Source organism: Streptomyces sp. 796.1, assembly GCF_047525675.1.
GTDB lineage: Bacteria > Actinomycetota > Actinomycetes > Streptomycetales > Streptomycetaceae > Streptomyces.
The window spans coordinates 153,330-164,776 of sequence record NZ_JBLIWA010000016.1 but is presented as its reverse complement, the minus strand read 5'-3'; the positions used below and the strand labels follow the sequence as shown (position 1 = coordinate 164,776).

At 72.4% G+C, this 11,447-nt stretch carries 7 protein-coding genes; 2 read left to right on the top strand and 5 right to left on the bottom strand.

The window, feature by feature from the left end; all coding sequences use genetic code 11:
* The first annotated feature begins 400 nt into the window (after positions 1-400).
* Complete coding sequence (locus tag ACMA1D_RS13400) at positions 401-1,969, top strand: class I adenylate-forming enzyme family protein (RefSeq protein WP_414724151.1); 1,569 nt, start codon at positions 401-403, stop codon at positions 1,967-1,969.
* Between the two features lie 39 nt (positions 1,970-2,008).
* Positions 2,009-3,988 carry an FAD/NAD(P)-binding protein gene (locus ACMA1D_RS13395; protein ID WP_414724150.1) on the top strand — a complete coding sequence of 660 codons (1,980 nt, stop codon included), beginning with the start codon at positions 2,009-2,011 and terminating at the stop codon, positions 3,986-3,988.
* A gap of 121 nt (positions 3,989-4,109) precedes the next feature.
* On the opposite strand, the gene ACMA1D_RS13390 is transcribed toward ACMA1D_RS13395, so the two are convergent.
* The 5 genes from ACMA1D_RS13390 to ACMA1D_RS13370 all read right to left on the bottom strand — a co-directional run bounded on the left by ACMA1D_RS13390 (position 4,110) and on the right by ACMA1D_RS13370 (position 10,796).
* Positions 4,110-6,098 carry an anthranilate synthase family protein gene (locus ACMA1D_RS13390; RefSeq protein ID WP_414724149.1) on the bottom strand — a complete coding sequence of 663 codons (1,989 nt, stop codon included), beginning with the start codon at positions 6,096-6,098 and terminating at the stop codon, positions 4,110-4,112.
* Positions 6,095-6,718 carry an isochorismatase family protein gene (locus tag ACMA1D_RS13385; protein ID WP_414724148.1) on the bottom strand — a complete coding sequence of 208 codons (624 nt, stop codon included), beginning with the start codon at positions 6,716-6,718 and terminating at the stop codon, positions 6,095-6,097. Before ACMA1D_RS13385 ends, ACMA1D_RS13390 begins: the two co-directional genes overlap by 4 nt.
* Before the next feature lie 179 nt (positions 6,719-6,897).
* Complete coding sequence (locus ACMA1D_RS13380; RefSeq protein WP_414724147.1) at positions 6,898-7,656, bottom strand: 2,3-dihydro-2,3-dihydroxybenzoate dehydrogenase; 759 nt, start codon at positions 7,654-7,656, stop codon at positions 6,898-6,900.
* 93 nt (positions 7,657-7,749) lie between these two features.
* Positions 7,750-8,928: a 3-deoxy-7-phosphoheptulonate synthase gene (locus tag ACMA1D_RS13375; RefSeq protein ID WP_414724146.1), complete on the bottom strand. Its 1,179-nt coding sequence runs from the start codon at positions 8,926-8,928 to the stop codon at positions 7,750-7,752.
* Between the two features lie 194 nt (positions 8,929-9,122).
* A complete protein-coding gene (locus ACMA1D_RS13370; RefSeq protein ID WP_414724145.1) occupies positions 9,123-10,796 on the bottom strand; it encodes a carboxylesterase/lipase family protein in 1,674 nt (557 codons plus the stop codon).
* Positions 10,797-11,447 lie beyond the last annotated feature (651 nt).

The window sequence follows — 11,447 nt, the reverse complement described above, 5'->3', positions numbered from 1 at the left end:
CCCCCCCCCCCCCCCCCCCCCCCCCCCCCCCCCCCCCCCCCCACCTCGCGCCCCGTCCCGCGGCAACCCCCGGGACGGGGCGCGCCCACAGGGGCACCCGCATCGAGCACCCGCGTGCGGCGGGCGCCCGCGCCGTCCGGGCGGACTTGACGGACCCCGAAGCCGCTCGTTGACCGGCCGGTCAGGGGCTCGCGAAGATTCCAGCCAGTAAGCCACGCAGCTCGGCACGCCGCCGCTTTCCTGACCGGACACCATCCTCCGCGTTCCCTCCGCGCTCTCTCCTCCTGCATGGATTCAGCGCGTCTCAGCCGTACGCACGATCCGGGACCGCCCGCGGGGCGGCCGTTCACCAGGTGACTTCAGCTCGGGCTGCGTCGACGTCATCGGGAAAGGTGGGTACATGATTCTGCAGCGCATCAGGAACCAGGGAATTCGCCTGGGTACGGCATTCGACCGGGTGGCGGCCAAGCACCCGGCCAATGTCGTCATTCTTGATCACGACCTGGGTATCGCGCCGCAGCTTGGACGTCGGTTCACGGTGACCGAACTCGCCGATGTGGTGGCCGACTTCGCCTCCCGCCTGTGGGCCGTTGGGGTCCGGCCGGGTGACCACGTGGTGGTGTACAAGACCGACGGTTTCGACATCCCGCTCATCGCCTCGGCCACCGCGCGCATCGGTGCGGTGCCAGTGATGCTCTCCCCCAAGCTCGACGGTGGCTCCGTCCTCCAGATGCTGCCCCGGGTCAACCAGCCGTACCTGCTCACCGACCGGGCCAAGTTGGACAACGAGCTGTCCGACGAGGTCTTCGACGTCGCCGACAGCGTGCTGTTGGCCTCGGGCTCCCACCCGCGCGCCACCGCGCTCGCGGAACTGACCGACGTGCGGCGCGTCGCTCCGGTGGTCATGCCCCGGGACCACCCGACGCTGGTCACCCACACCTCGGGCACCACAGGGCTGCCGAAGATGGCCGTGCACACCAGCTACAGCCTCCAGTCGCGCTACCGCCCGCAGGCCGCGGCCGTCACGCTGCTGCGCAAGCGCGAGACGGTGGCCATGCACGTGTCGTTCGTCCACTCCCGGGTGATCAGCGCGGTGCTCATCTCCCTGGCGCGCGGCTTCCCGCTGCTGGTGCTGACCGACGACGACCCGGAGCACGTGGCTGACTACTTCGTACGGCTGCGCCCCGGCATCATCGAGGCGCACCCCAACTCGTACATGTTGTGGGAGAAGCTGGCCGACGACCCGCGCGAGCCGCTGGCCAACGTACGGCTGTTCAGCAGCACCTTCGACGCCATCCACCCGCGCACCGTGCACCGGCTGCTGCGGGCGACGCGCCGTACCGCGCCGGTCTTCGGGCAGCTCTACGGGCAGAGCGAGACCGGGCCGGTGGTGGCGCGGTCCTACACCAAGCTGCGCTCCCTTGAGGCCGACGGGCGCTGTGTGGGCGTGCCGTTCCCCGGTATGACCGGCGTACGGGTGGTCAGCCGGGACGGCGCCCCGCCCACCAAGGAGTCGCCCGGCTACATCGAGGTGCGCAGCGACGGTCGCGCGGTGACCTTCCTCGGTGAGCCCGAGCGGTACGCGGCGCAGACCAACGGCTCCTGGTGGCGGATGGGTGACGTGGGTTACCGCACCAAGTGGGGGTGCCTGCACCTGTTGGACCGGGAGGTGGACGAGATCCCCGGGTTCGGCAGCACGCTGGCCGCTGAGGACCAGTTGTTCGCTCGGCTGGACAACCTGGCCGAGGTCATCATCATCCCCGGTGACGACGGTCGCGCGGTGCCGGTGGTGTCCACCAAGGGTGACGAGCCGCTGGACCTGGCGGCCTGGCGGGCCGCGACGGCCGGGTTGCCCCCGATGGCCGACCCGGTGCAGTGGCGCCTGGACGACCTGCCGCACACCGCCACCACCAAGATCAAGCGGCTGGAGCTCGCCCGCATCATCAACTCCGGCGGCCCGGCCAAGTAAGCGTCCCTGCGTGCCCCTCTTCTCCCATGGAGTGCCTTGATGAGCACAGGTCATGTCGAGATCTGCATCGTGGGTGCGGGACCCCGCGGGCTTTCGGTCCTGGAACGGCTGTGCGCCAACGAACGGGTCGCCCCCTCGCACGAGGCGATCACGGTGCACATCGTGGACCCTGACCCGCCGGGCCCCGGCCGGGTGTGGCGCACCGACCAGTCACGCCACCTGTTGATGAACACCGTGGCCTCGCAGATCACCGTCTACACCGACGACAGCGCGCAGATCGAGGGCCCCATCGAGCCGGGGCCTAGCCTGTACGAGTGGGCCAAGAGCCTTTCGGTGGCCAGCCAGTTCGACACCTACAGCGCCGAGACGCTGGCCCAGGCGCAGCGGCTGGGCCCGGACGACTATCCCACCCGTGCCTTCTACGGCTGCTACCTGCACGACTGCTTCCAGCAGATCAACGCCCAGGCCCCGCGGCACGTCTCGATCCGGGTGCACCGCTCGCGGGCGGTGGCGATGGCCGACACGCAGGGCATCCCGATGGGCCCGCAGGGCCTCCGCCTGGAGGACGGTACGCGGCTGAACGAGCTCGATGCGATCGTGCTCGCCCAGGGGCACGTGTCGGCCAGGCTCACGCCGCGCGAGGAGCGCACCGCGAGCCTGGCCCGCATCCACCACCTGACGTACATCACGCCGGCCAACCCGGCCGACGTGGACCTGAGCGGCGTCAAGCCCGGCACCCCGGTGCTGCTGCGCGGGCTCGGGCTGAACTTCTTCGACCACATGGCGCTGTTCACCGCCGGGCGCGACGGCGAGTTCGTCCGGGAGGGCGAGCGGCTGGTGTACAAGGCGTCGGGCAAGGAGCCCAAGCTGTACGCGAGTTCCCGGCGCGGGGTGCCCTACCAGGCCCGCGGCGAGAACCAGAAGGGCCCCTACGGCCGCTACTTCCCGCGGCTGCTCACCCAGGAGTACATCGCCGGGCTGCGGGCCAGGGCCCGCGACGGGCGCCCGGTGCACTTCGGTACGGACCTGTGGCCGTTGATCTCCCGCGAGGTCGAGAGCGTCTACTACGGCACCCTGCTGGAACAGATGGGCCGGTCCGACGAACGTGCCTCGTTCATCTCCCGGTACCTGCTGCTCGGCGAGGGTCGGGAGCGGGAGTTGCTGCTGGACTCCTTCGCCATCACACCGGCCGAGCGGTGGGACTGGGAGCGGCTCTCCCAGCCGTACCGCGGACGCGAGTTCACCTCGCGAACGGAGTTCAACGCCTGGCTGGTGGAGTACCTGGCGGAGGACGTACGGCAGGCCCGGGCGGGCAACGTCAGCGGGCCGTTGAAGGCCGCCCTCGACGTGCTGCGCGACCTGCGCAACGAGATCCGGCTCGCGGTGGACCACGGCGGTCTGGACGGCGATTCGCACCGCGACGACCTGGAGGGCTGGTACACGCCGCTCAACGCGTACCTGTCCATCGGTCCGCCGGCCTCCCGCATCGAGGAGCTGATCGCGCTGGTGGAGGCGGGTGTGCTGGAGCTGACCGGGCCCGGCACGCTGATCCGGATCGACACGGTGAACCCGGCGTTCGTGATGGAGTCAACCGACGTGCCGGGGCCGCCGATCCGGGCCAACACGCTGATCGAGGCCCGGCTGCCGGAGCCCGACGTGCGCCGCACCCGGGACCCGCTGCTGAGCCATCTGCTCAACACCGACCAGGCCACCCCGTACCGCATCCAGTCCTCGGGTGGTGGCAGCTACCAGACGGGTGGCCTCGCGGTGACCGAGCGGCCCTACCGGCTGCTGGACGCCAAGGGTCGCGCGCACCCGCGGCGTTTCGCCTACGGGGTGCCGACCGAGTCGGTGCACTGGGTGACGGCGGCCGGCATCCGGCCCGGCGTGGACTCGGTGACGCTCGGCGACTCGGACGCGATCGCCCGGGCGGCGCTGGCGCTGCCGCCCACCGCACATGTGCCGGTTGCGGTGCGCTCGCACGCCGGTGAGACCGGTCTGACCAGCATCATCGTCTAGCTGAGCGGCTGGGCCTGCGTTCTGGGCCCAGCCGTCCCTGGCCCCCACGGGCGCACGGCCGAAGGCCCCCGGACCAGCAGCCACTGGTCCGGGGGCCTTCGCCCGCGCCCGGCGCGGCCGGTCAGCCGCGGTCGGCGCTGGCCGGCAGCAGGGCGCCACTGAGGCCGGCGAGCAGGTCACCGACGATGCGCGGGCCGTCGTCGGTGAGCACCGACTCGGCGTGGAACTGCATGGAGGCGAAGTGCGGTCCGCGCAGGGCGTGCACCTCGCCGGTGGTGCGGTCCCGGCTGACCTCGACCACGCCCACGCCCGGGCACTCGGCCTTGTCGGTGGCGCTGTGGGCGGCGAAGGTGTTGTAGAAGCCGACCCGTTCGCGCCGTCCGAACAGGTCGATCTCGCGGCGCACGCCCTGGTTGGGCACCTCGCGGCGGTGGATGGTGAGGCCCAGCCTGGTACTGAGCACCTGGTGGCTCAGGCACACCGCGAGGAAGGGGCGGCGTTCGGCCAGCAACTGCGTGACCGCCCCCCGCAGATGGGCGATCTTGGGGTGGGTGCCGTCCCTGGGATCACCTGGCCCCGGGCCGAGCACCACCAGGTCGTGGCCGTCGAAGGCGTACGGTTCAGTGTGTCGACGGACCGTCACCTCCAGTCCCAGTGCGGTGAGTTGGTGACCAATCATGGAGGTGAAGGTGTCTTCGGCGTCGACGACCAGGACGCTGCGGCCGGCCAGGTTCGGGCGCGGCCTGGCGCGCTGGGCGGCCTCGGCGAGCCAGAACTCGGCGAGGCTGGCGTTGCGCTCCGCGAGGGCCGCCCGTACCCGGGGGTGGGCGCCGAACCGTGAGCTGCCGTTGCTCTCCAGGGCGGCGATCATGCCGGCCGCCTTGGCCCGGGTCTCAGCGACCTCGGAGACCGGGTCGGAGTGGCGCACCAGGGTGGCGCCCACGCCGACCCGGACCTGCCCGCCGGCGTCGATGTCGGCGATGCGGATCAAGATGGCCGAGTCCATGGCGGCGCGGCCCCGTTCGTCACGCCCGATGAGTGCGACGACGCCGCTGTAGTAGCCGCGGCCGTGCGGCTCGTGCCGGGCGATGACGCGGCAGGCGCTCTCCAGCGGGCTGCCGGTGACGGTGGGGGCGAACAGCGTCTCGCGCAGCACCTCGCGCGGATCGCGCAGGCACCTGCCCTCGATGAAGTACTCGGTGTGCGCGAGGCGGGCCATCTCCTTGAGGTACGGGCCCACCACCCGGCCGCCCGACTCACAGATGCGGGCCATCATCTTGAGCTCTTCGTCGACCACCATGTACAGCTCGTCGGCCTCCTTGCGGTCGGCGAGGAAGTCCATGACCTCGGGCAGCGTGGGGCCCGACGCCGGGTAGCGGTAGGTGCCGCTGATGGGGTTCATCACGGCCCGCTCGTGGCGCAGGCTGACGTGGCGCTCGGGGGTCGCGCCGACGAAGGTGCGGTCGCCGGTGTGCACGACGAAGGTCCAGTACGCGCCGGACTCGCGTTCCAGGAGCCGGCGGAAGAGGGTGAGGGCGTGCTCGGGCCCGTAGTCGCCGATGGTGGCCACGAAGGAGCGCTTGATGACGAAGTTGGCGCCCTCGCCGGTGCCGATCTCCTCGTCGATGATGCGGCGCACGATGTCCGCGTAGCTGTCGTCGTCCACGTCGAAGTGGCGCCCCGTCAGCTCCAGGGGCAGATCCGGGATCTGGGCGATGACGTCGGCCACCGGTGCGGTGGTCTGTTCGGTGATGGTCATGGCCAGCAGCGGTTCGCCGTCGTCGGCGCAGGTGTAGCCGCGCTCGGTGATCTGCCGGTAGGGGACGAGCGTCAGTACCTCGTGCCGGGGGCCGGCGCCGGCTGCTTCGGGAGTGTCGGACCGGTCCGGAACCGGGAGGTCGGCGAGGGTCGCGGGGCTACTCATGGTGCCGGTGAGGACGTCGAGTTGGCCGGGGCCCGTGCTCTCCGGACGGTGCAGCAGGGCGAAGACCGGGGCCCGGCCGGTCAGTACGCGCTCAAGTAACTCCGGCGCACCGGTCGGGTCCTCTCCGCCGGTGGGGTGGGCGGTGGGCTGGGGCGTGGGGCGGAGCCGGGGTGTGCCGTCGTTCATGCGAGGATTTCCTTCGTCGTGGTGACCACCGCGCAGCGGCTCGCCGCGTACTCGATGGCCATCCGGTGGTAGTCGGCGGAGAAGTCGGCCATGGCGTCGGCCACCAGGAACGTCTCGATGTCGTGGGTGAACGCCTCGACCGCCGACATCAGCACGCCCACGTGCCCGTACACGCCGCAGACGATGAGCTGGTCACGGCCCGATTCGCGCATTCGGGCCAGCAGATCGGTGCGGAAGAAGGCGCTGTAGCGCCACTTGGTGAGCAGCCAGTCACCGGGCGCCGGGGCGAGGGCGTCCACCACCTCGCGGTCGGCGGGGTCCACCCGCATGCCCGGGCCCCAGAAGTCCTTGAGGAGGCCGCGGTCCGCGTCGCTCATCCCGCCGGGTTGGGCGGTGTAGGCGACCGGGACGCCGGCGCCCGCGCACCGGTCGCGCAGTGCGGTGGCATTGCGCACCACGGCGGAGCGCAGCGGCTCGGGCAGCGGGGCCAAAAAATACCGCTGCATGTCGTGGACGAGCAGCACCGCGCGCCGTGGGTCCACGGACCACGACGCGGTGTTGTCGGGCAGGTCCCCGACGGTCGGCAGGGGGTAGGTCTTGATCGGCGGAATGCCGGGCATGAGCGTCCTCTCGGGAGGCGGCGGACCGTTGCCGTATGGGTGGCGAGCTGCGCGGACGCGCGTACCCGGGGCTGGCCCGGGTGGGGGGCGCGCGCGGCCCGGGCACCCGGCCGTGGTCGGCGGGGTGCCCGGGCCGGTGGGCGGCGTCCCGTGCCTGGTGGCGCCGGCGGGCGCGGGGGCTAGACGCCCAGCGTGGCGCCGCCGTCCACCGTCAGGTCGTGCAGGGTGATGTGCGCCGCCTGGTCGGACAGCAGGAAGACGACGGCGTCGGCGATGTCGGAGGGGCGGGCGATCTTCCCGAGCGGGATGCCGACGCGGTACGCGTCGGGGCGGCCCTCGATGGTGCCGCGCGGGCCCGATTCGTCGTGCCACATGGAGCTGAGCATGGGCGTGTCGGTGGAGCCGGGGGCGACCAGGTTGCAGCGGATGCCGTACTGGGCGACCTCAAGCCCCAGGGACTTGGTGAACAGCGTCGCCGCGGCCTTGGACGCGCAGTAGGCGGCCATCTCGCTGCGCGGGGTGCCGGCGGCGTTGGAGGCGACGGTGACGATCGCGCCGCGCGAGCGCGGGACCATCCGGTCCACGACCGCCTGCGACATCAGGAACACTCCGGTCGCGTTGACCGCGAAGGTGGCCGCCCAGTCCGCTTCGGTGTAGCTGCGCACCGCGCCGGTGCGCAGCACGCCGGCCGCGTTGACGAGGTAGTCCACTTCTCCCACGCGCTCCTCGACGGCGTCGACGAGCGCGCGCACCTCACCGGCCGACGTGACGTCCGCGGGGAACGCGTGCACGCCGGGCAGGTCGCCGACCGCGGTCTTGAGCCGGTCCGCGTCCAGGTCCACGGCGGCCACCCGGGCACCGCGGGCGCTCAGCGCGCGCACCACCTCCGCACCGATGCCGCCCGCCGCTCCGGTGACCACGGCCACTTTGTTGTCCATCGTTACGCCTCCTTCGCTGACTGTGCCGTGCCGGTCAACTCCCAGTGTGCCGCGCGCTGTTGACAGGTCAGGTAGGGCGCACGGCGGTGCATTTCAGCCGCGCCAGCGCGAGACCACGCTCATTGCCTGACTGGCGGTCAGCCGCGGGTCGCAGAAGCTGGCGTACTTGTCGCCGACGCGGTGCGCCTCGGACTCGTCGCGTACGCACTCGGTGACGTCGTCGGGGGTGGTCTCCAGGTGCAGACCACCGGCCACGCCGCCGGCCTGGCGTACCGCGGTCTGGAACACGTCCACCTCGCGCTCCACGGTTTCCACGTAGCGGGTCTTGAGGCCGCCGGGGGCGGTGACGGTGTTGCCGTGCATGGGGTCGGTGAGCCAGCTCACCGGATGGCCGGCCGCGCGGACGGCTTCCACCAGGGCCGGCAGGCGTTCGGCGGCGGCCTCCGGGCCCATCCGGGCGATCAGGGTCAGCCGGCCGGGTTCCCGGTTCGGGTCGAGCCGTTCGCACAGGTCGAGCAGCACGTCGGTGCTCATCCCGGGGCCGACCTTGCAGGCCACCGGGTTGGCCACGGCTGCGAGCAGCGCCACGTGGGCGCCGTCGGGCTGCCGGGTCCGCTCGCCGATCCACGGCCAGTGCGTGGAGCCGAGGTAGACCTGTCCGTCGGGTTCGCGGCGCAGCAGCGGCATCTCGTAGTCGAGCAGCAGTGCTTCGTGGCTGGTCCAGATGGGCGCCTCGATGCGGCCGGCGGCGCCGCCGCGGCCGTCGCGCCAGCCGAGGTGGCCCATGATGTCGCCGGCGGCCATGAAGCAGGTCAGCAGCCGGAGCGGGTCGGGGCGGCGGCTCTCGGGCGAGGGCTCGCATCCGTTGACCATGTGGCCCCGGTAGACCGGGAGTTCGCGGTCGCCGATCTGCTCGGTGGGGCGTGAGCGCGGCTTGGCGAACTGTCCGGCGATCCGTCCGACGCGCACCACCGGCTTGTACGTGATCATCTTCAGCGCCCCGGCCATCAGGTCGAGCAGGGCGGCCTTGCGCGCGACGTAGCCGGAGGTGCATTCGGTGGGGTCCTCGGCGCAGTCGCCGGACTGCACCACGTGGGCTTCGCCGGCGGCCACCTTGGCCAGTTGGCCGCGGAGGGTCCTGACGTCCTGCGCCCGCACCAGGGCCGGTCGCGTCGCCAACTCGTCGCGCATGCGCTGGACTTGGGAGGCGTCCTCCCAGTCGGGCTGCTGGAGTGCGGGTTTGAGGTGGATGTCGAGCAGGGCGTGGTCCACGGGGTTGCCTCCGCAATCGATGGCGGTTGTGCCGGTGCCGGACGGCCGCGTGCGAGTGACGGGCCCGGCGGGCCGGGCGGGCAGGCTGGGGGCGGGAGCGCGAGGGGCAGGGGCCGGCGCGCCGGGCGCACCACGTGGGTGGGGCGTCCGGCGCACCGCGGTGGGGTGTAGGGCCGGTGCGGTGGGGCGCCGGGTCAGGGGCGCGGGCCCCAGCCGGCGGTGTCCCAGTAGCTGAGTTGGCGCGCCTTGGACGTGGTGACCAGGCGGGCGACGTCGGGGCCGCCGAGGCGCAGCGCGGTGGCCCGGGCGGGGTCGAAGACGGGCCAGTGGCGCACGGTGTCGACGGCCGGTGCGCCGGTGTGGGCGAAGGAGGCGACGAGGTCCATGAACGCGTTGGACACCGTCTCTTCCAGCGGCCCGTCGCCGTACTGCGGGGCGTTGGCGGGCAGCTTGAAGCTGCCGAAGAGGAACTTGGAGGTCGCCTCGTGCGGCGTACCGAACCAGGGGGCGCGCACCGGGTGGGCGAACTCCATCCGGTACTGCGGTACGACGCCGGCGCGGGCCTGCTTCTCGGCGAGGCGCACAGCGAGGTAGCGGAACAGGCCGTCGCCCCAGATTTCGGTCCACAGGCTGAGCGGGTCGTGCGGCAGGCCGTCGGCGATGGCCGCGGCCCGGTAGGCGGCGATGCAGGCGTCCACCTCGGCATCGGTGACCTGCACCGCACCCTTGATGAGCACGGCGCGCACGGCCACCCGCAGCGACGCCTCGTCGGTGGGCGTGGGGGCCGGGGCGGGCGTGGGCGGGTTAGGCCCGGTGTAGAAGGAGCCCTCGGTGTCGGTGTTGATGCTGAGGGTCGGCAGTTCGGGCACGGGCAGTCGGTGCAGCGGGCCGCGCATCCACTCGCCGTCGATGACCGGCCCGCGGTAGGCCCGGCCGCTGGCCAGCGGCCGGTCGGCGGGCGAACCGGCGAACAGCTTCTCCCAACTGTCGCGCAGTGCGTACGCGGGCACCTCGCGCAGCTTCGACACCGTGACGCCGAGGTCCTTGGCCACCAGTTCGTAGGCCCGGCGGGCGTCCTGCGGGGTGAGCGCGGCGGCCGGGGTCCAGATGTGGGCCGGGCTGATGGGGATGATGCGGCGGATGAGCGGGCGGGTCTGCGGCAGCAAGCTCAGTTGCCAGGTGGTCGCGCCGCCGGCCGATCCGCCGGAGACGGTGATGTTGTCGGGGTCGCCGCCGAAGGCCGCGGCGTTCGCCCGCAGCCAGCGCAGCGCCGCCGCCTGGTCCTGGAGCCCCCAGTTGGCGATGGAGCCGGTCGAGGGGTCGGCGAACTCCTCGTGCAGCCCCCAACCGAAGGCACCCAGCCGGTAGTTGAAGGTCACCACCACGAGGTCGCCACGCTCGGCGAGCCTGCTGCTCTCGTAGTTGGGCAGGCTGCCGGCGCCCGACTGCCAGCCGCCGCCGTGGATGAAGACGAGGACCGGGCGGGCGCCGCGGGTGCCGGGCGTCCAGACGTTGGCGTACAGGCAGTCTTCCTGGCCTTCGGTGCCCTGGAACTGGATGGCGGTGGGGCCGTAGTCGACGGCGTCCCGCACGCCCTGCCAGGGCTTCGGCGGCCGGGGCGAGGAGAAGCGCAGCGGGCCCACGGGGGGCTGCGCGTAGGGGATGCCGCGGAAGACGGAGACGGCGCCGTTGCGGGTGCCGCGCAGGGCGCCGGCCGTGGTGCGCACGACGGGGTCGGTCTCGGGCGCCCGCTTCGGGCGCGCGGCGGCGATGCCGGGGGTCAGGGCCGTGACCGTGAGCGCGGCGGTGCCGCCGGCGATGAACGTGCGCCGGGCTATGCCGCCTTCGTCTCCGCCGCGCTCAGCCATGGCGCCGGCCCCCGTCCCGGGCGGTGCGCGCGGGCCTCGTGCGCACCGCGTGCCGCGCGGCTGCCGCCGGATGTTGCTGCTGAGCCATGACCGTGGCCCTCCCTGAACAGGTGGAATGCGTGGATTCCCAGATCCTCAATCCGAGGCGGGGCCAATTCCAACGCCATTCGCCGTAATCCGTCAGGTGGGCGGGAATCCATCAGGTCCGCTTCCTGCGGCCGGATGCGGCCGGAGCCGGCGGCCGGCGTGCGGCGCATCTCGCCGCGTGAACGGCGTGCGAACTCCATCGAGCGACACCGCCCGAAATGAGTGACACGACCGCCGACTTTCGGGCAGCGAAATCCCCCGGCAAGGACGGGGCCATCCAAATCCGCGCGGGCGAACTCGGGGCCGACACATCGCGCTTTTCTGGTTTACGGGGTTAACTTCGGCATCGCGGCACCGCCGCGACAGGGCACCGGGTGTACGGGGGCGACGCGGGGCCACCCCGGCCATCTGACGGGGCGCCCCGCCATCCCGCGCGCCCCGGCCGTGTCCGGTCCGCGCCGACTCGGCCCCCGCCCCCGCCCCGCCACCACGCTGCTTCCTCCGCGCGGCATCTACTCCGGTGCCATCGACTACTTCTCGCTGACCGGCGCGGCCGATCTGAGC

Coding starts and splice junctions, on each gene's coding strand:
- ACMA1D_RS13400 (WP_414724151.1), top strand. CDS start 401: ATGATTCTGCAGCGCATCAGGAACCAGGGAATTCGCCTGGGTACGGCA.
- ACMA1D_RS13395 (WP_414724150.1), top strand. CDS start 2,009: ATGAGCACAGGTCATGTCGAGATCTGCATCGTGGGTGCGGGACCCCGC.
- ACMA1D_RS13390 (WP_414724149.1), bottom strand. CDS start 6,098: ATGAACGACGGCACACCCCGGCTCCGCCCCACGCCCCAGCCCACCGCC.
- ACMA1D_RS13385 (WP_414724148.1), bottom strand. CDS start 6,718: ATGCCCGGCATTCCGCCGATCAAGACCTACCCCCTGCCGACCGTCGGG.
- ACMA1D_RS13380 (WP_414724147.1), bottom strand. CDS start 7,656: ATGGACAACAAAGTGGCCGTGGTCACCGGAGCGGCGGGCGGCATCGGT.
- ACMA1D_RS13370 (WP_414724145.1), bottom strand. CDS start 10,796: ATGGCTGAGCGCGGCGGAGACGAAGGCGGCATAGCCCGGCGCACGTTC.